The 19,688-nt window shown below is 69.9% G+C and carries 13 protein-coding genes; 8 read left to right on the plus strand and 5 right to left on the minus strand.

What is annotated here, in order from left to right:
* Positions 1 to 41: 41 nt before the first annotated feature.
* The gene (locus tag ACFWQC_RS10015; protein ID WP_378676580.1) at positions 42 to 3,461 is read left to right on the plus strand and encodes an SCO7613 C-terminal domain-containing membrane protein; all 3,420 of its coding nucleotides are present in this window, start codon (positions 42 to 44) and stop codon (positions 3,459 to 3,461) included.
* A gap of 93 nt (positions 3,462 to 3,554) precedes the next feature.
* Positions 3,555 to 4,934 carry a hypothetical protein gene (locus ACFWQC_RS10020; protein ID WP_378676583.1) on the plus strand — a complete coding sequence of 460 codons (1,380 nt, stop codon included), beginning with the start codon at positions 3,555 to 3,557 and terminating at the stop codon, positions 4,932 to 4,934.
* Between the two features lie 42 nt (positions 4,935 to 4,976).
* Here ACFWQC_RS10020 and ACFWQC_RS10025 read toward each other — a convergent pair whose 3' ends face one another.
* Positions 4,977 to 5,168: a DUF3073 domain-containing protein gene (locus ACFWQC_RS10025; protein ID WP_378676586.1), complete on the minus strand. Its 192-nt coding sequence runs from the start codon at positions 5,166 to 5,168 to the stop codon at positions 4,977 to 4,979.
* Between the two features lie 288 nt (positions 5,169 to 5,456).
* On the opposite strand from ACFWQC_RS10025, the gene ACFWQC_RS10030 reads away from it, so the two are divergent.
* A complete protein-coding gene (locus tag ACFWQC_RS10030; protein WP_378676589.1) occupies positions 5,457 to 7,589 on the plus strand; it encodes a PhoX family protein in 2,133 nt (710 codons plus the stop codon).
* Between the two features lie 129 nt (positions 7,590 to 7,718).
* Here the strand turns inward: ACFWQC_RS10030 and purM are convergent, their stop codons facing one another.
* Both purM and purF read right to left on the minus strand, forming a co-directional pair.
* Positions 7,719 to 8,810: a phosphoribosylformylglycinamidine cyclo-ligase gene (gene purM, locus ACFWQC_RS10035; RefSeq protein ID WP_378676592.1), complete on the minus strand. Its 1,092-nt coding sequence runs from the start codon at positions 8,808 to 8,810 to the stop codon at positions 7,719 to 7,721.
* A gap of 14 nt (positions 8,811 to 8,824) precedes the next feature.
* A complete protein-coding gene (gene purF, locus ACFWQC_RS10040; protein WP_355019599.1) occupies positions 8,825 to 10,342 on the minus strand; it encodes an amidophosphoribosyltransferase in 1,518 nt (505 codons plus the stop codon).
* A gap of 179 nt (positions 10,343 to 10,521) precedes the next feature.
* On the opposite strand from purF, the gene ACFWQC_RS10045 reads away from it, so the two are divergent.
* The 3 genes from ACFWQC_RS10045 to ACFWQC_RS10055 all read left to right on the plus strand — a co-directional run bounded on the left by ACFWQC_RS10045 (position 10,522) and on the right by ACFWQC_RS10055 (position 16,242).
* On the plus strand, positions 10,522 to 12,411 hold the full coding sequence (locus ACFWQC_RS10045; RefSeq protein ID WP_378676596.1) for an ATP-binding protein: 1,890 nt from the start codon (positions 10,522 to 10,524) through the stop codon (positions 12,409 to 12,411).
* A 46-nt stretch (positions 12,412 to 12,457) separates the two neighbouring features.
* Positions 12,458 to 14,299, plus strand: coding sequence for a sensor histidine kinase (locus tag ACFWQC_RS10050; RefSeq protein WP_378676599.1), 1,842 nt, complete (start codon positions 12,458 to 12,460; stop codon positions 14,297 to 14,299).
* Between the two features lie 173 nt (positions 14,300 to 14,472).
* Entirely contained in the window at positions 14,473 to 16,242 is a 1,770-nt protein-coding gene (locus ACFWQC_RS10055; RefSeq protein WP_378676602.1) for a sensor histidine kinase, read from the plus strand.
* Positions 16,243 to 16,341: 99 nt separating this feature from the next.
* Here ACFWQC_RS10055 and ACFWQC_RS10060 read toward each other — a convergent pair whose 3' ends face one another.
* Together ACFWQC_RS10060 and ACFWQC_RS10065 are read right to left on the minus strand one after the other, a co-directional pair.
* Entirely contained in the window at positions 16,342 to 17,706 is a 1,365-nt protein-coding gene (locus ACFWQC_RS10060) for a dipeptidase (RefSeq protein WP_378676605.1), read from the minus strand.
* A 9-nt stretch (positions 17,707 to 17,715) separates the two neighbouring features.
* Positions 17,716 to 18,072: a sterol carrier family protein gene (locus ACFWQC_RS10065; RefSeq protein WP_378676608.1), complete on the minus strand. Its 357-nt coding sequence runs from the start codon at positions 18,070 to 18,072 to the stop codon at positions 17,716 to 17,718.
* Positions 18,073 to 18,156: 84 nt separating this feature from the next.
* Here ACFWQC_RS10065 and ACFWQC_RS10070 point away from each other — a divergent pair, with 84 nt between their 5' ends.
* Both ACFWQC_RS10070 and ACFWQC_RS10075 read left to right on the plus strand, forming a co-directional pair.
* Complete coding sequence (locus ACFWQC_RS10070) at positions 18,157 to 18,885, plus strand: hypothetical protein (RefSeq protein WP_378676611.1); 729 nt, start codon at positions 18,157 to 18,159, stop codon at positions 18,883 to 18,885.
* A gap of 10 nt (positions 18,886 to 18,895) precedes the next feature.
* Positions 18,896 to 19,684: a serine hydrolase gene (locus ACFWQC_RS10075; protein WP_378676614.1), complete on the plus strand. Its 789-nt coding sequence runs from the start codon at positions 18,896 to 18,898 to the stop codon at positions 19,682 to 19,684.
* Positions 19,685 to 19,688 lie beyond the last annotated feature (4 nt).

The raw sequence follows: 19,688 nt of genomic DNA on the forward strand, positions 1-19,688 counted from the left end.
CCCGCACGCGCATCGGCGGATCTACGCAAGGATGGTGGGCTGTGAAGTACGCCGATCCTGGTCGCTGCCCCGACTGCCGGGAGGCCTTCGAGCCCGGCACCAGCCCCTGCCCGCACTGCGGTCTGCCGCTGGAGAACGCTGTCGCGCAAGAGCTCTACGGCACCCTGCTGCGGGCCGACGTACTCATGACGCGGTTGCGCTCGATCCGGGAGGAGGCGAGCCGAGCCGCGCACCGGACCCCGCCGCCCGCTCCCCTGCCGGTCTCCGCGCCGCCCACGGCGCCGCCGCAGATCCAGCCCGAGCCCGAGGCCACACCGCTCGCGGACCCGGCCGCGACCGCCGTTGCCGGACCGGCGCCGTTCCCCGGTGCTCCGGTCGCCCGGAGGGCGCCGATCACGGTGCCGCTGATCCTGGTCGGCGTCGGCGTACTCTTCCTGCTGGTCGCGGGCGTCATCTTCCTCGCGGTCGCCTGGGCCACGATGGGCGTCGGCGGCCGCACCACGATGCTGGTCGTCTTCACCGCGCTCTTCACCATCGGCGGCGCGGTGCTGATGCATCTAGAGCTGCGAGCCGGCACCGAAGGCGTCTGGACACTCGCACTGGGACTGCTCGCCCTGGACATAGCCGGCATGAAGTACGCCGGTTGGCTCGACGGAGTCGACTGGGACCGGGGCTTCCTGGTCATCGTCGGTGTGGTCGTCTTCCTGGCCGGCATCGCGATGTCGCTGATCGGCGCGCGCAGCGAGAAGCTCACCGCGGTGATCGGGCCACAGGTGGCGGCCGCCGGCGGCGTACTCAGCGCCCTGATCGGTCTCGAGCTCATCTCCGACCTGATCTGGTTCCCGCTGATCGCAGCGGTCATCGCCCTCCTCGTGGTGATCGTGGCGAGCAAGACCGACCTGCAGGCGCTGACCCTCGGCTCGATGGTCGTGATGGCGGCCTTCTGGTTGATGCTGCTCGTCCGAGGCCTGGCCGATCCCGCGCTGACCGGCTCCGAGCTGCTGCGCGACGGCACCCTGCCCCTGCTGCTCGGCGCCGCCGCGGTGCTGACGGTCGTGGCCCTGCTGTTCCCGCTGCCCAAGGATGCGAAGGTCGCGATGGTCGGGGTGTCTCTCCTGATCGCCGCCTACACCTTCACCCAGCCCGCTCTCGATGACGGCGCGGTCACCCTGACGGTCGTGGCCGTGGTGGTCACCCTGATCGCCGCCGGCGCGCTCGTCGCGCTCCCCAGGCCGTGGCGCTGGGCAGCCGCCGCGCTGACGCCGTACGCCGTGGGCCTGGGCATCGCCGTCCTCATCCTGGCGGTCTCGGCCGCCGTCCGGCTCGCAGCCGTGCCTTGGACCGAGTCGGCGTTCTCCCCGGTCACCGGTCCGGAGCCGTTGCTGCCGGGCTGGCTGACGCTACCGGCGATGCTCGCGATCCTCGCGCTCGGGACCGCCTGGTTCTACCGTTACAACCCGCCCGCGTTCCGCACCTACCGACTCACGGTCGGTTGGATCACCTTCTCCGGCGGCGTCACCGGGTTCGCGATCACGGCCGCCTGCTACAGCGCTCCGCTGCTGTTCCCGGCGCTGCTGCTGCTGGGTGTCGCCGTCGCGCTGGCCTGGTGGGCGGAGCGGTGGCCACGGCTCCTCGCCGCCGGCACCTTCGGGCTGGTCGCCCTCGGCGCGGCCCTGCCCAGCGACCTGCTCACCGTGGTCGTCGCGCTCGCGCTGGCGGCGGTGGCTGCGTACGCGGGTCAGGGTCTGCTCGGCGTCGATCGCGAGGTCACCGCCAGTTACTCCGTCGCGACGCTCACCCTCGGTCTGTGGTCGCTCGCGCCGCTGATCGACGTGGAGCGGCAGTGGGCCGCGTGCGTGATCGTCACGGTCCTCGGACTGATCACGCTCTTCCGCTTCCGCGGATCGGGCTGGTGGGCGACCGTGGCCTGCGCCGCGATCTCGATCGGCATCGGCGCCGTCGACGTGACCTGGGCGGCGGTCCTGCTGGCCATCGCCACCGTCCTCGCCGCGGCCATCGGCGTGCACCACCGCCAGCCTCCCGCGTTGGCCGTGGCAGGCACCGTCGGGCTCGGCGCGGCCACGGCTGCGGTCCTCTCCAACGACGTGCTCGCGCTGGTCGTGACCCTCGTCCTCACCGCCCTGGGACTCCTCGTCGACCGCGTCCAGTCCGGCACGACCCGGGAGGTCGCGACCGCCTACTGGATCCTCGCCCTGACCGCCGCCGTGTGGCAGGCTGCCCGGCTGGCCGAGATCGAGCGTCCCTACACCGCTGTGGTGGTCGTCGTGGCGATGGGCGTCATCGTGCTCGTACGCCGCAGCCCCGCCATCGAGGCCGCAGCAGCCACCGGCGCCGCGGTGTCGATCGGCCTGGGTGCCTTCGAGGCCGGGACGCTCGACACCGACTGGCTGGCGATCCTGCTGCTGATCGCCGGCGTCATGTGCATCGCCACGATCCTGCGCCACGAGCCGCAGCAGTCCGGGCCACGGCTCACGGTCGCCGGTCTGCTCGGCCTCGGATCGCTCGGCGCCGCCTTCACCAACGAGCTGCTGGCACTGGTGGTGGCCGGCGTGCTCACCGCCGCGGCCGTCACCGTCGACCGGCTCACCCAGGAGCTGCAGACCAAGGCCGTCACCGCGCCCTACTGGATCGTCACGCTGACCGCGTTCTGCTGGATGTTCGCCAACCTCAGCGACATCCCCCAGCCGTACGCCGCGGCCGGGATCATCGTCATCCTGACCGTCGTCACCATCTTCCGGCTGCTGCCCTCGGCCGAGATCACCGCCGCCGTCGCCGCGGTCGTCACGATCCTCGTCGGCACGGTCAGCCTCGGACCAACGATCGTCCTGACCCCGGACGGGCCGACCGCGGTCGGATCTCGCGGAGTCGATCTGCCCTGGCTGAGCATCCTGCTGACCCTGGCCGGAGCCGCCGTCTCCGCGCACGCGATCGCCCACCACGAGCGTCGCTGGCTGGGGTGGGCCGGCGCCAGCCTGGCCACCATCGCGCTGTGGATCCGGCTGGCCGACACCTCGGTCACGACCTGGGAGTACTACACCCTGCCGCCCGCGATCGCGCTGGTCGCCTTCGGCGTTGTCAAGCTCCGCCTCGACAGAGACGTCGCCTCGCTGCCGGTGCTCGGGCCGGGCGTCTTCCTCGCGCTCATCCCGTCCGTTCCGGCAGCCCTCCAGGACCCGGTCTCGATGCGGTCCGCCGTGCTCGGCATCGCCTGCCTGGTCTTCATCCTCGGCGGCGCCTGGCTGCGCTGGGCAGCACCGCTGGTCGGGGGCGCCCTGGTCGCCTCTGTCCTGGCCCTGGCGCAGATGCCGTCGGCGCAGGCGCTGCAGCAGTGGTGGGTGCTCGGAGCGGCCGGACTCCTGCTGCTCTTCCTCGGTATCACCTGGGAGGCGCGGCTCCACGACCTGCGCCGGGCCACCGCCTATGTGCGGGGGCTGCGCTAGGGCGGGGCGCGTGATGGGCGGCGCTCGGCCGGCGCATCCGGATTGCGGGCCCCGCCCTTGGGCGGTGCCCACGCGCCCGGAAGACTGGAGCCGATGTTCCCGGAATTCAAGATCGTACGTCGCCAGCGCCCCGTCACGATCGCGGTCGAGTCCAGCACCTTCCCGCGGCCCGCGGCCAACGCGGCGATCGAGGCGGCGTGTGACGGCCCGGTCTCGCTGAGCTTCACCTCGGGTGGGGACGTGCTCACCGGGTCCTACGACGGGCGGCGGGTGTCGCTGACGGTGACGACCGGGCCGCGGCGTACCTCTCACGCGAGTCGGCGCCACGGCAGGGTCGGACGTGGGGTCGGCCGGTTCGCGCTGACGCTGACCGGCACGATGCTGACCGCGCTCACCTATGAGACGACCGGAGCGAGGTCGAGCGGCGAGCTTGCTCGTCCGCTCGCGCCGAGCGAGGGAGTAACCGCGCGAAGCGCGGAGGGCGGCGCGTGGGTGGCCAGAGCACGGGTCGATCTCACCGAGGTCGGGATCGAGCCGCGTGACGAGTCGTGGCTCGCCGGCCTGACCGCCGGCCACGAGGGCTCCGCCGTAGACGTACGCAGCGGCGCCTTCGGACAGCTCGGCCTACGTGACATCCGGGTGGTGACGTACGCCGACGGCTCGCCGTTCCGCGAGGACGACGGCACCTTGCTGCTCACCGCCACCAGTGCCGGACCGGGCTTCTTCCCCACGGCGCACACGTCGGTGTGGGCGCTGGACCCGGTGACGTACGACCTCGTCCATCGCGGGGCGCTCTACTTTGTCCGGGACGGGCTCGTCTACGGCGACCACGCCACCCACCTCGTGCGCGACGGCGACGAGTGGCTGGTCACGACGAGTACGTGGGGAGGATTCAAGGCGCCCGACAAGACCGACCCCAGCAAACCGTGGAGCCCGGTCGGGGTCACGATCGCCCGCTCACCCGCGGACCTGACCCGCGGCGAGCATGTCCTCGACTCGACCCCGCTCGCGCTGCCGACGGACGGGCTCATGTCGGTCGGCGTCTGGGATCCCCATGTCGTACGCCGTGACGACCAGTGGCTGGTCGGCTACGTCAGCGCCAGGAAGTACTTCGACTTCCATACGGTGCTCGCCAGCGGACCAAGCCTGGACGCGCTCAGCCTCCGGGCAGCGCGAACCGACCGGACGGCCACCGAGGGCACCACGCTTGTCCCGCTGGGCGGCACAGTCGTCGTCGGCGCCAGCGACGGACGCGACAACCCGCGTCGCGTCCGTGCTCGCTACCCGATCTTCGACCTGGACCTCAACGAGGTCGCAGAGCTCCGATCGGCGTACGTCACGAACCTGCCGTGGCCCACTCTGATCCCTCTGGGGGACGAGTGGTTGCACGTCGCCTTCGACGGCACGCCTCACGGCGGCCGGCTACCCGGCTACGGCACTCACGGGGAAGTAGTGATCAGCCGATCAGTCTGAGGGGATGTCGACCAAGACGTTGCCGCCGTTGGCCGACAAACCCTAGTCGCGCGAGGATCCCGCGTCGTATTCCGACCAGTCGTCATCGTCGTCCGGCTTCGGATCAGACCTCTGACTGGTGTCTTCATCACCGTGAAGTTCGCGCGCAAGGGCCCCGAAGTCCGTCTCATAGGTCCGGTACTTCAGGTCGCGTGCGACCTTCGTCTGCTTGGCTTTCGCTCGGCCGCGCCCCATAGGGTCCAGCCCCCTCGTCGCACTTGGCCGGGATAGTCCCGGGCTGTTCACAGGTTTCTCGTAGGGATAACGCTACCGGTTCATGCCAAGAATCCGCACGCCGGGGTGTCGAAAATCCGTTCGCTAGGAGCGAATGTTACTGAGGTCACACGAATCTGAGCCTGACGACTCGTCATTCGCCGTTCATCCGGACGACAGATTGAGGGGCCGGACGGTTGTCTCGCCGCGCATAGCCTCCCTTCCGATTCTTGGGAGACCTGACAACAACGCGTCTTGAACGGAAATGCAGTGACCGAACTGAGCGACATCCAGACCGACACCGCCTGTCCCTCGTGCAGCGACGAGGCTGCGCCCGCCGTCACCGACGGCCGGCGCTCCATGTTGTCCCTGCTTCCCATGGCTGGACACACGCGCGGCAAGCGCAGCGCGGTGACCTGCGCCCTCAAGTGCGACAGCGCTTGCGCCAAGCCCGCGCCCAACACCTCCGACAACGGCTACTTCCGCGACATCGCCGGCAAGGCGCTCAGCCGCCGCCACGCGCTCGGTCTCGCCGGCGCGGGCGCGGTTGCCCTCGCGGTCGGCAGCAGCGGTCTGGCGGCCGCCGCCGGCCCCGTCCAGGCGGGTCTTGCGGCCGGGCGCGGCCACGGTGGGCGTACGAACCTGCCGTTCAAGGCGATCACCCCCGTCGCGGCCACCGAGGACACCTTCGTGGTGCCCCGGGGCTACATCTGGGAGCCGATCATCCGCTGGGGCGACCCGATCCTGCCCGGCGGCGTTCCCTTCGACGTCAACAGCCAGACCGCCGAGAAGCAGGCGCTCGCGTGGGGCTACAACAACGACTACACCGACGTCATCGTGACCAACAGGGCCGGCACCAAGGGCCTGCTGTGCTGCAACCACGAGTACGTCAACCCCGACATCATGTTCCCGCCGGATCTCGACGCCACCGAGCAGCTCGAGATCGCGATGGCCGCCCACGGCTTCGGGATCGTCGAGCTCGAGCGCTCCGCGCCGGGCAAGAAGTGGAACTACGTGCCGTCGGCCCCGAAGAACCGCCGCATCACGGCCTCGACGCCGTTCGAGTTCACCGGCCCCGCGGCCGGCAGCGAGCTGCTCAAGACCGCGGCCGACCCGACCGGCACCGTCGCGCTGGGCACGATCGGCAACTGCGCCGGCGGCACCACGCCCTGGGGCACGATCCTGTCGGGCGAGGAGAACTTCAACGGCTACTTCCGTGCCACCGGCACCTCGGCGGCGGAGAAGCGCTACGGCCTGACCGATGCTGTCTCGACGTACGGCTGGGAGGCCATCGAGCCGCGCTTCGATGCGCGCTCGGCCGACTACGCCAACGAGCCGAACCGGTTCGGCTACATCGTCGAGATCGACCCGACCGACCCGACCTCGACGCCGCGCAAGCACACCATGCTCGGCCGCCTCAAGCACGAGGGCGCGAACGTCGTCATCGCCGACAACGGTCACGTGGTGGCCTACACCGGCGACGACGAGCGGTTCGACTACCTCTACAAGTTCGTCTCCAAGGGCCGCTACGACAAGCGCAACCGTCGCAAGAACCTCGAGCTCCTCACCGAGGGCAGCCTCTACGTCGCCCGCTTCCACGGCGACTCCCCCGCCACTGAGATCGACGGCACCGGCAAGCTGCCCAGCGACGGCAAGTTCGACGGCTACGGCCAGTGGATCCCGCTCGTGGTCAACGGCCGCAGCAAGGTCTCCGGGATGAGCGTCGAGGAGGTGCTCGTCCACACGCGCCTGGCCGCCGACAAGGCCGGCGCCACCAAGATGGACCGCTGCGAGGACGTCGAGCCCTCGCCGAGGTCCGGCAAGGTGTACGTCGCCTGCACCAACAACTCCCAGCGCGGCACCACCGGAAAGGCCGGTGTGGACGAGGCCAACCCGCGCAACACCAACCGCGACGGTCACGTCATCGAGATCACCGAGGACGACGGCGACCACACCTCGCGCGTCTTCCGGTGGAACCTCATGATCGTCGCCGGCGACCCGTCCACCAACGCGTCCACGTACTTCGCGGGCTACCCGAAGGACAAGGTCTCGCCGATCTCCTGCCCGGACAACCTGGCCTTCGACTCCGAGGGCAACCTCTGGATCTCCACCGACGGCCAGCCGAGCTCGATCCAGAAGCTCGACGGGCTGTTCAAGGTCCCGCTGGAGGGTCGCGAGCGCGGCCACGTCCAGCAGTTCCTCGCGGTGCCTCGCGAGGCCGAGACCTGCGGCCCGGTCATCCACGACCGCGACGGGTCGGTCTTCGTCGCCGTCCAGCACCCGGGCGAGGAAGGCACCTGGGACGCACCGAACTCCCTCTTCCCCGACTACGTCGAGGGCACCGCCGGCAAGGGCGAGTTCGCCGGTCCGCGGCCTTCGGTCGTGCAGGTGCTCAAGAAATAGCAGTACCCGCTGGTCGAGCCGCCGGAGCCGCTAGGCGAAGGCGTGTCGAGACCAACACGGTCGCATACGAACTGTGTTGGTCTCGACACCGGCTCGCTGGCGCTCGCCGGGCTCGACCAGCGGGGCGGTTCACCAGCCCGCGTACGCCCCGCTGAGCTCGACCTTGCCGCCAGGCGTCGCGGTGACCTCGCCGGCGGCCCAGGCGCGGATGTCGTAGCCGGCGAGGATGCGGACGGCCTCGTCGACGTCCTCGGGGTCGATCAGCGCGACCATGCCGACGCCGCAGTTGAGGGTCATCTCCAGGTCCTGCAGGGCCACGGAGCCGGTGCGGCGAACGAGGTCGAAGACGGGCGCCGGGGTCCAGGTGGTGCGGTCGATGCGCGCGGAGAGCTCCGGCGGCATGACCCGCTCCAGGTTGGCTGCCAGGCCGCCGCCGGTGACGTGGGACATGGCGTGGGTCCTGGTGCCTCGGGCCAGCTCGAGGCAGGCCTTGGCGTAGACGCGGGTCGGGGTGAGGAGCTCCTCGCCGAGCGTACGGCCGAACTCGGCGATCTCGGCGTCGAGCGTGTACGCGTTGGAGTTGAGCAGCACATGGCGGACCAGGGAGTAGCCGTTGGAGTGCAGGCCGGAGGCCTCCATGGCGAGGACGACGTCGCCTTCCTTGACCAGGTTCGCGCCGAGCAGGTTGTCGGCCTCGACGACGCCCGTGGCCGCGCCGGCCACGTCGTACTCGTCGGGCGCGAGCAGCCCCGGGTGCTCGGCGGTCTCGCCGCCGACCAGCGCGCAGCCGGCCTCGACACAGGCCTCGGCGATGCCCTTGACGATCGCCGCGACCCGCTCCGGGATGACCTTCCCGGTGGCGATGTAGTCGGTCATGAACAGCGGCTCGGCGCCGCAGACGACCAGGTCGTCGACGACCATGCCGACCAGGTCGAACCCGATCGTGTCGTGCTTGTCCAGCGCCTGCGCGATCGCGACCTTGGTGCCGACACCGTCGGTGGAGGTGGCCAGCAGCGGGCGCTCGTACGCCTTCAGGGCACTCGCGTCGAAGAGACCGGCGAAGCCACCGACCCCGCCGAGCACCTCGGGGCGCCGGGACTTCTCGATCCAGACCTTCATCAGATCCACGGCGCGGTCGCCGGCGTGGATGTCGACACCTGCGGCGGCGTAGGCGTTGGCCGAAGCGAAGCTCGAGGCAGTCGAATTCTGGCTCTGAGTCACGTCAAGATCTCCGATCACGGGTTGTTCAGGACCGGAAGGGCCTTGCCCTCGGTCGGGGACTGCAGCGAGACCTCGAGGAGGTGCTTGCCGAGCATGCTCTCGTCGGGCAGCTCCACGGGGTATTCGCCGGTGAAGCAGGCCGTGCAGAGCGCGGTGCGCTCCTGGCGGGTCGCCGAGATCATCCCGTCGAGGGAGATGTATCCGAGCGAGTCCGCACCGACCGAGGCGGCGATCTCGTCGACGGAGAGACCGTTGGCGATCAGCTCGGCGCGGGTGGCGAAGTCGATGCCGTAGAAGCACGGCCACTTGACGGGCGGCGACGAGATCCGCACATGGACCTCCAGGGCGCCTGCCTCACGCAGCATCCGCACCTGGGCACGCTGGGTGTTGCCGCGCACGATCGAGTCGTCGACGACGACGACCTTCTTGCCGCGCACCATGTGCTCGAGCACGTTGAGCTTGAGCCGGATGCCGAGCTGGCGCAGGGTCTGGGAGGGCTGGATGAAGGTGCGCCCCACGTAGCCGTTCTTCACGAACGCCTGACCGAAGGGCAGGCCGCTCTCCAGCGCGTAGCCGGTCGCGGCGGGGATGCCGGACTCGGGCACGGGGATGACCAGGTCGGCGTCGACCGGGAACTCGCGAGCCAGCTCGCGGCCCATCTCGACGCGGGACTCGTGGACGTTGCGGCCGGCGATGTTGGCGTCGGGGCGGGCCAGGTAGACGTACTCGAAGACGCAGCCCTTGCGGTCGGCCTCGGCGAAGCGCACCGAGCGCAGGCCGGACTCGTCGATGATGATCATCTCGCCGGGCTCGACCTCGCGGACCACGCTCGCGCCGACGGTGGCCAGTGCGGCGTCCTCCGAGGCGATCACCCAGCCGCGGTCGAGGCGGCCGAGCACCAGCGGGCGGATGCCCTGCGGGTCACGCGCGGCGAACAGGGTGTCCTCGTTCATCCACACCAGCGAGAAGGCGCCGTTGATCGTCGGCAGCACCTCCAGCGCGCGCGCCTCCAGCGAGGAGTCGGGGTGGAAGGCGAGCAGCTCGGTGAGCAGCGAGGTGTCGTTGGTCGAGACCGGGGCGTGGCGGCCCTCGGAGTGCTCGGGGAGCGCCTCGACGGCCGAGCGCATCTCGGCGACGTTGATCAGGTTGCCGTTGTGGCCGAGGGCGACGGAGCCGTCCGGCGTCGGCTTGAAGATCGGCTGCGCGTTCTCCCACACCGAGGCGCCGGTGGTGGAGTAGCGGGCGTGGCCGATGGCGACGTGGCCCTTGAGCGACTCGAGGGTCGGCTCGTCGAAGACCTGGCTGACCAGGCCCATGTCCTTGTAGACGAGGATCTGGCGTCCGTTGCTGACCGCGATACCCGCCGACTCCTGGCCGCGGTGCTGCAGCGCGTACAGGCCGAAGTACGTCAGCTTCGCGACGTCCTCGCCCGGCGCCCACACACCGAAGACACCGCAGTGGTCCTGGGGACCCTGGTCGTGGGGGTCGAGGGCGGCGGTGAGCCGGCCGTCGCCACCCTTGCGTCGGGACACGTGCCTACCTGAGCTGGTGAGGTTGACCACGGCATCGAGTGTAAGGGCGTACGCAGGCGATCGCCGAACCCTTGACAGTCCTGTAAGGGTGGTCACATGAACGTCTCGGAATCATGAATGTAAAGAACGATCCACGTCTGCCCTACCGCCCGGGACCGACATCCCGGATAATCGATCCGATGACTTCTCCAGCGCCCAAGCCCGCCGGCGGTCACCGACTGACGGTGCCACCGGGATTCGCCCCACCACCGTTGGGCGGGAAACGCGCCAGAAGCGACCTCACCACGACGATGACCACGATCACGACCGATCTGGCCGAGATCGGCGGTCTGCTCACTCCCGGTGAGGATCTCTCCGACCTCCAGCTCATCGCCGACAGCCTGACCGCGCTGGCGGGCTTCGAGATGGCCACGATCAGCGTCGCGCGCGCCGACGCCCACCTCCACATGGTGGTCGTCTCGGGTCAGGACTCCGCCCGCGCCGACCTGCTCGGCACCGTGACCCCGATCGAGCGGCTCGAGGCCGAGCTCGCCCGGGCCGACGACTGGGGCATCTTCAAGTTCGTGCCGGCAGAGCGGCTGGACCCGACCGCGGATGTGTACGGCTGGATCCCGACGATGACGACGGTCGACGCCGCCGGCGCCTGGAACCCGCTCGACCTGCTGGTCGCGCCGCTGCGCGACGACGCCGGCAAGCTCCGCGGGACCCTGATCGTCGACGTACCGACCGACGGCCTCCGCCCCAACCCGGAGAAGCGCGCCGTGCTCCGCCGCCACGCGGTGCAGGCGCAGCGCGCCATCCTGCTCGCCCTGGAACGTGAGGAGCTCTCCGAGCAGGTACGCCTCGCCGAGGCCGCCCGCGACGTGATCCGCCGCGCCGGGCGCGAGCTGGACCCCGACGAGATCCTCAACTCGCTGAGCACCGGGCTGGTCGACGTGCTCGACCTGACCGACTTCTGGCTGCACATGTCCAAGCCGGGCGGCCGCGGCATCCGCACCAAGGTCTACCGGGAGGACTTCAAGCTCCCGATCGAGGACCTGACCAGCCCGTTCATGGTCGACTACGGGCAATACCTCTGGGACCAGCGCAGCATCACCGTGCAGACCCCCGACGGCGCCGAGCGGCTCCCCCACCCCGACCCGGAGACGCAGCAGCTGATCACCGATTGGATCCGCCACTACAAGGTCGGCTCGATCGTCGGTGTCCCGATCGGCTCGGGCCAGACGTGGTACGGCGCGATGCTCCTCGGCCGCGGTCCCGACAAGCCCCACTGGAGCGAGCTCGAGCTGATCACCGCCGCCGACCTCGGCCGCGACTTCGGCCGTGTGGTCCACAACTCCCGGGCGTACCTGCGCCAGAAGGCGGCGGTCGACTCCCTGCGCGAGCTCGAGGCGCACAAGAGCCGGCTGATCGCGACGGTCGCCCACGAGCTGAAGAACCCCCTCTCCGCGTTCCGGTGGAACATCGAGTCGCTGCCCTACGCGGAGTCCGAGGAGGAGTACGCCGAGGTGCTGACCGCGCTGACGCGCAACCGCGACCGCACCGAGAAGATCGTGGCCGACCTGGCGATGCTGTCGAAGGTCTCCGACCCCGACCACCTGCCGACCACGGTGCCGATCCAGGTCGCGCCCGTGCTCGAGGAGGTCCACAGCCAGCTCAGCGCCGAGACGCCCAACAGCGACGCCCACGAGCTCGTCTTCGAGATGCCGTCCGACGACGTCTACGTGACCCTGGCTCCGGGCGATCTGGACCGGGTGGTGATCAACCTGGTCACCAACGCGATCAAATACAGCCCCGAGGGCGGTCAGGTCATCGTGAGCACGCGCACCAGCCCCGGCTGGTTCGAGCTCAGGGTGACCGACCACGGCCTCGGGATCTCGCCGGAGGACCAGGACCGGCTCTTCACCGAGTTCTTCCGTTCGACCAACCCCACAGCCCTCAAACAGCCAGGCACCGGACTCGGTCTGACGATCGTGTCTCGAATCGTCAGTCGACGCGGCGGACTGATATCCGTCGACTCGACCCCTGGTGTGGGAAGCACATTCCGTGTGACGCTGCCCATTGTTTAACCTTACGCACCGGTAACGGGTTGCGTTCCATCTCGGCGGAGAACACATGACCAGTACGCCCTCAGAGGGTCCGGACGCGCCAAGCGGCGCCTCCGAGGCGTACCCGAGCCCGGATCCCGGTCTGCAGCTGATCGCGGAGGGGGTCACCGAGCTCGTCGGCTTCGGCGCCGCCGTGATCAACATCCGCCGCGGGGACGAGTTCGAGATCGTCGCGGCGTACGGGGACGAGAGCGGCCACACCGTCGAGGGCGAGATGACCGTCGCCGAGATGCTCGGCACCCGGTTCCCGGTCTCGGTGGTCACCGACCTGCTGGACATGTCCGTGGACTGGGGCGACATCAAGTTCGTCCCCCACGAGAAGAACACCATCGGCGAGGCGGAGGGCTACTGGGTCCCCGACACCGACGAGGACATCCTGAAGGACGCGCAGGACTGGCACCGGCTCGACGAGCTCCTGGCGCCCTTCTACGACGAGAACGGCGAGCTCGTCGGCGTACTCTCGATCGACCGCCCGACCAACGGCCGCAGGCCCGGCCGGCGCCAGCAGCGGATCCTCAACCGGTTCGCCCGCCAGGCGCGGCGCGCGGTGCTGCTGAGCCTGCAGCGCGAATATCTCGAGGAGCGCGCCAACAACCTGATCGAGGCGCAGAGCTTCCTGCGCGAGGCCAACTCCCAGCTCGGTCTCACCGGGGTTCTCGAGGCCACCCAGGAGGCGATGAGCCGCGGTCTCGACGCCGACGGCCTCTACGTGCAGGCCCAGGACGGCGAGGGCGGGTCCGTTGCGTACGCATCGCCCGGCCTGGGGTGGACCGCCACCGAGAGCAACATCGCGGCCGGTCAGGCCTACCAGAGCACTCGGCTGTGGAACGAGGGCCAGCACGCCATCGTCAACCGCGAGCTGCTCCTCCACACGCTGCATCACGGTGGTGCCGAGCGAAGGAAGTACGCCAGGCTCGGCATCGACTTCCTCGATGCCGTCGAGGCCGACTCGCTCCTGGTCGTGCCCATCGGCGTGGAGACCACCGCGCTGGGTCATCTGGTGCTGGTGCGTGGCTCGGGCCGGCCGCGCTGGACCGACGCCGAGGGGCGCCTCGCGATGGAGTTCGGTCGCGACTTCGGGCGCATCGTGCTCACCTCCAACGCCTACACCCAGGAGCGTGACCTCGCCCAGCGGCTGGCCACCGCCGACAAGGTGCACAGCCGGCTCATCGAGGCAGTCGCGCAGGAGCTCCACAACCCGCTGACCGCCCTCACCACCGGCATCGACGCGATGCGTCACGAGGACCGCGGATCGCCGACGTGGTTCCAGCAGGTCGGCAACCTGATCAGCCGGTCCGACCAGCTGGTCGCGATGGTCGACGACCTGCTGCTGTTCTCCCGCTTCTCCGACCCCTCCTCGCGCCCGACCCTGACCTACGTCGACCTGACCTCGCTCCTGCAGGAGATCTTCGAGCAGAGGACGTACGAGTCGGAGAAGCGTGGCATCGAGGTGAGCCTCGACGTGCCCTCGCGCAGCGTCCAGGTGCTGGGCGACCGCAGCGAGATCAAGGCGGCGATCCTCCGGCTGGTCGACAACGCGCTGGTCTACACCCACCGCGGCGGCCACGTGCGGCTCTACATCGTGGAGAGCGCCAGCGAGGCGGCCATCTCGGTGACCGACAACGGGGTCGGCATCCCGGCGGCGGAGCAGATCCAGGTCTTCACCGAGTTCTACCGCGGGTCCAGCCAGGCGATCGGCGGCCGGAAGGGCGTCGGCCTCGGGCTCAGCATCGTCGACCGGGTCGCGCGCCGCCACGACGGCCGCGTCACGCTGCGCTCGGAGCCCGGCACCGGCACCCGCGTCTCCCTCGTCCTTCCGTTGGCCAACGACGCCACCTCGCTTGGTTAACCAAACGTCACAATCTGGTCGAGACGGTCGCCTACGGCTGCACAGCGCGCGGGTTTCGTGCAACACTCCGTGGTGCCCAGGTCCTCAGGACTGCCACGCAGTTGCAACACCCTCCCTGACCGACCTACCCGAGAGCAAGGATGCCCCCACCACAGTCAGTCGATGCCCTCGACGTGCCTGCGAGCACGCCGAGCAGGACGTCGCTGCCGGTGGCAGATCCCGCGCTCCAGATGATCTCCGAAGGCATCTGCGAGCTGCTCGGCTTCGGCATCTCCGCGATCAACGTCGTCCGCGGCGACGAGCTCGAGGTGGTCGCGGTGCACGGCTTCACCAGCGGTCTGAACGCACGCGGGCGACGGCAGACGGCCGAGGAGATCCTCGGCACCCGGTGGGCCCTCTCCGACCTGCGTGACAACCTCTCCCGCGGCGAGAACTGGGGCTCTTGGCGGTTCGTTCCCCAGGAGCGGGTGAACCTTCACGAGGGCAGCTGGGTCTCCACCACCAACATGATCGACGCCCCCGACGCGTGGCACCCCCACGACATGCTGATCGCGCCGATCCTCGGTGACGACGGCTCCATCCAGGGCTGCCTCTCGGTCGACATGCCGGTCAGCGGCCGCCGGCCCGACTTCACCCAGCGCCGAGTGCTCAACCGGTTCGCGAAGCGTGCCCAGCGGGTCGTGCGCGGCTACCTCGAGCGCGAGCGGCTCTACGAGCGCGCCGCGAACCTCGAGACCGCCAAGGAGTTCCTGCGCGACGCCAGCTCCAAGCTCAGCCTCGCCGACGTGCTCGACGCCAGCCACGACGCACTGATCCGCGGCTTGGGCGCCGACGGGATCTGGATGGCGACCAAGGGCCCCCACAACGAGATGGTCGTGCACGCGACCCCGGGCCTCGACTGGGACCCCGACCCGGCCCTGGCCGCACTCACCTCGAAGAACACGTCCCGGTACTGGGCGGAGGGCACCTACTCGATCCTGTGCCGCGAACGGCTCCCGGGATCGGAGTGGGGCGAGCAGGCCGTCGTCGCCAACAAGTTCTTCGAGACCCTGGGGGCGGAGAGCGCTCTGGTCGTGCCTGTCGGCGCCGACCACGAGTGGCTCGGCCACATCGTCCTGCTCCGCTCGCCCGGTCGGCCCACCTGGACCGACGCCGAGGGCCGGCTGGCGATGGAGCTGGGCCGCGACTTCGGACGCATCGTGCTCACCGCCAACGCCTACACCCAGGAGCGCGACCTCGCCCAGCAGCTCGCCCACGCCGACCGCGAACGCAACCGGCTGATCGAGGCCGTCGCCCGCGAGCTCCGGATCCCGGTGAACGCGCTCGGCACCTCACTCAACGCGCTGGCCGGCGAGCACACCAACACCCTGCCGTGGATCGTCCAGGTGGAGACGCTGACCGTACGCAGCGCCCAGATCGAGGGCATCGTCAGCGACCTGCTGCTCCTCTCCCGGATCCGCGACCCAGCCAACGCCCCCGGCGAGACCACGATCGAGGTCTCCGAGATGCTCGACGACGTGCTCGACGAGCTCGATCCCGACGCAGCACAGAAGGACATCGAGTGCGTCCTGACGACCCCGACCGGACCTGCGTACGTCGTCGGTGACCCGCGCGAGCTTCGTGCGGCCTTCCTGCACCTGGCGAAGAACGCGCTGACCTACAGCCACCGCGGCTCGCGGGTGCAGGTGATGCTCTACAGCGCCGGCAGCGAGGTCACGATCATCGTCGCCGACGCCGGCGTCGGCATCGCCTACGAGGAGCAGCCGGAGGTCTTCGACCCGTTCTACCGAGGCTCCAACTCCGCGCTGGGTGGTTCACGCGGAGCTGGGCTCGGGCTGACGTTGGTCGAGCAGATCACCAGGCGCCACCACGGGTTGGTCGAGCTCGACTCACGCCCTGGTGAGGGCACCCGGGTGGCGCTGACGCTGCCTGGGGTCGCGTAGCGGGCGCGGATGCTCACCGAGGTGACTCGGTGAGCGCGCACTGCCTTCGTCGAACTCCACGAAGACAGTGCCACTCGACCGAGCTACCTCGGTGAACGGTCAGCGGCTTCCCAGCTTCTGGAGCAGCAGCGCCTCGGCGACGACGACCCTCCGGAACTCCGCGAGGTGGAGCCCCTCGTTGGCGCCGTGGGCGCGGGTGTCGGGGTCCTCGACGCCCGTGACCAGCACGCTGGCGTGCGGGAACGCCTCGAGGAACTCCGCGATGAACGGGATCGAGCCGCCCACGCCCATGTCGATCGGGGCGGTGCCGTCCCAGGCCTCGGTGAAGGCGGCACGGGCCGCGTCGTAGGCCGGGCCGGTCGCGTCCAGGGCGATCGGCTCACCGGTGTCGACGACCTTGGTGGTCAGCTCGGCGCCCCACGGGACGTGCTTCTCCAGGTGCTGGGTGAGGGCGGCGACGGCGTTCTCGCCGGTGTCGCCGGGGGCGATCCGGATGGTGACCTTGGCGCGCGCGGTCGGGGACAGCGTGTTGGAGGCGCCGTCGACCTTGGGGGCGTCCAGACCGGTGATCGTGATCGCCGGCTGCGTCCACATCCGCTCGACGGCGCTGCCCTTGCCGACCCACTGCAGGCCGGCGAGCGCCCCGGACTCGGCGCGGAGCCGCTCCTCGGGGTAGTCGACGTCGGCCGCCGGGCCGGAGACGAGCCCCTCCACCGCGGGAGCGCCGTCCTCGTCCCAGAGGGTGTTGAGGAGGCGTACGAGGGCCATGATCGCGTCGGGAGCCAGACCGCCCCACATGCCGGAGTGGACCGCGTGACCCAGGGTGCGGAGCTCGACGTCGACACGGATCAGACCGCGCAGCGACGTCGTCAGCGCGGGGACGCCGATGTCCCAGTTGCCGGAGTCGGCGATGACGATGACGTCTGCCCTCAGCTTGTCCTGGTACTTCCCGAGCAGCTCGGGGAGCGTCGCGGAGGCGACTTCCTCCTCGCCCTCGATGAAGAGGCGCACCGTGACCGGCAGCTCACCGTTCTCGTCGAGGCTCGCAAGGGCCCGGACGGCGCCGATGTGGGCCGCGATGCCGGCCTTGTCGTCGGCCGCACCGCGCCCGTAGAGCCGGTCGCCGACCTCGGTGGGCTCGAACGGCGGGGTGTCCCAGTCGGCGTGGTCGTTCTCCGGCTGGACGTCGTGGTGGGCGTAGAGCAGCACCGTCGGGGCACCCTCGGGGCCCTTCTTCTCACCGACGATGGCCGGCGGGGCGCCGTCGAAGGCGCGCACGATCTCCACGTCGAAGCCCTCGGCCGCGAAGAGGTCGCGGGTCATCTCCGCGCTCTTCTCGACCTCGCTCAGGCGCTCGGGGTCCGCACTCACGGACTCGATCCGCACCAGGTCCTCGAGGTCCTTGCGGATCCCGGGGAAGAGGTCGTCTACACGGTCCTTGATGTCTTCGGTGGAGTGGCTCATAGGGCGAGATTACAAGGGGAGATAAGTCGAGAGGTCGGTGCGTTCTCCCGAGGCCCTGACCCGGGCCTGATCGACGGCATCGGACCAGGTCATCGCCCCGGTGGCGAGGGCTATCCAGGTGACCGCGTCGGTCTCGATCACCGCCGGCGGAGTGCCGCGGGTGTGCCTGACCCCTTCGACGCACTGCACCGCGGCGTACGGCGGTACGCGCACCTCGACGCTCCTGCCCGGCGCGCGCTCCTCGAGCACGGCGAGGAAGTGCTTGGTGAGGAGGCGGAGATCTGCCTTGGCGGGCTCCTCGGCGCGTACGCGATCAAGGGCTTCGGCCACATCGGCGGCGGCCGCGGGCTTGAGTCGAGCTGGCACGTCCTCACCTTAGAGGGTTCCGCGGAACCTCTTTCTGCGGCAGTTGCTCACCGCGGCGGCGCGCGACCACTACGCTCCGTTGACGTGGGACTGGAGAGACTCGAGTCGGAGATGGTGCTGAAGACCGTCGAGACGCTGCACGTACGGATCGCGGCACGCTTCCCCGACCGCGGTCTGGTGAAGGTCGCCGAGGAGCTGGCCGGCCTGATCAGGGAGTCCTCCGGCGTCGAGGACCGGCTCCGGCAACGGTTGGTGTGGACGCGCGCGGCCTCCCGCGTGCTGATCGTTGCGGTCCTCGCGCTGACGCTGGCCGCCATCATCTGGGGCCTGGCGACGGCGTTCGGCGACGAGACGCTCACCGGGGTCCAGTGGCTGCCGCTGATGGAGAGCACCGTCAACGACCTGATCTTCGCCGCGGTCGCGATCTTCTTCCTCTACACGATCCCGGAGCGGCTGCTGCGGTCGCGGGCGCTGAAGCTGCTGCACCGGCTGCGCTCGCTGGCCCACATCATCGACATGCACCAGCTCACCAAGGACCCCGAGCGGCTGCGTACAGGGTTCAAGGAGACCTCGGCCAGCGTCGAGCTCACCCTCGACGCCGACCAGCTGATCCACTACCTGGAGTACTGCTCCGAGCTGCTCAGCCTCGTCGGCAAGACGGCCGCACTGTGCGCCGAGGACTCCCAGGACAACGTCGTCCTGGACACGGTCAGCACCGTCGAGGGCCTCACCGTCGACCTCTCCCGCAAGATCTGGCAGAAGATCCAGGTCGTCGGCGAGCTGCGCGAGGACCAGTCCTCCTCAGCTGTTTAGGCTCCGTTGCATGAGTTCACGGACGGAATGGTCGATCCTCGCGGTCGACACCGGCTCCGGTGAGACCCTGGTCGAGTCCGCTCCGGACCTGCTGCTGCCGACCGCCAGCGTCGCCAAGGTCTTCCTGCTGCACCACCTCGCCGAGCTGCTCGACGATGACCCGTCGCTGGGGCAGCTGCTGCTGCGCAAGGACAGCGTCGCGCCGGTCGCCGACAGCGGCCTGTGGCAACACCTCGACGCCCCCGCGCTGACCATGAACGACTGCGCCCGGCTGGTCGGCGCGGTCTCGGACAACCTGGCCACCAACGTGCTCCTCGACCACGTCGGCCTGGCTCCGGTCCAGGCCGTCGCGCGGCGGCTGGCCGCGGGCGGGTCGATGCTGAACGACTCGGTCCGGGACGTACGCAGGCACGAGGAGCCGCCGATGCTCTCCGTCGGTTGTGCCGCCGACTGGGTCGCCTACTTCCGTACGCCGCACCCGACCGTCCTGTCCTGGCTGGCGCCGTCCACGGACCTGTCGATGGTCTCCGCCGCCTTCGGCCTGGACCCGCTGGCCCACACCGACCCTTCCCCCACCGATCTGGGCGACCTGCGGGTGTGGAGCAAGACCGGCACCGACGACGGCGTCCGCGCCGAGGTCGGGCTGCTCGACGTCGGTGACCGGCAGGCGGCGTACGCGGTCATCTGCCGTTTCCAGGGGGCGGTCATCCCCGTGCTGGCTCAGATGCGGGCGTACGGCACGCTGGTCCTGGATGCGTTGCAGGGCGGCTACGCTCCAGGTCCCGGTCCGGCACAGTAGGAGA

This window comes from Nocardioides sp. NPDC058538, from assembly GCF_042719275.1.
Lineage (GTDB): Bacteria > Actinomycetota > Actinomycetes > Propionibacteriales > Nocardioidaceae > Nocardioides.

Coding starts and splice junctions, on each gene's coding strand:
- ACFWQC_RS10020 (WP_378676583.1), top strand. CDS start 3,555: ATGTTCCCGGAATTCAAGATCGTACGTCGCCAGCGCCCCGTCACGATC.
- ACFWQC_RS10025 (WP_378676586.1), bottom strand. CDS start 5,168: ATGGGGCGCGGCCGAGCGAAAGCCAAGCAGACGAAGGTCGCACGCGAC.
- ACFWQC_RS10045 (WP_378676596.1), top strand. CDS start 10,522: ATGACTTCTCCAGCGCCCAAGCCCGCCGGCGGTCACCGACTGACGGTG.
- ACFWQC_RS10050 (WP_378676599.1), top strand. CDS start 12,458: ATGACCAGTACGCCCTCAGAGGGTCCGGACGCGCCAAGCGGCGCCTCC.
- ACFWQC_RS10060 (WP_378676605.1), bottom strand. CDS start 17,706: ATGAGCCACTCCACCGAAGACATCAAGGACCGTGTAGACGACCTCTTC.
- ACFWQC_RS10075 (WP_378676614.1), top strand. CDS start 18,896: ATGAGTTCACGGACGGAATGGTCGATCCTCGCGGTCGACACCGGCTCC.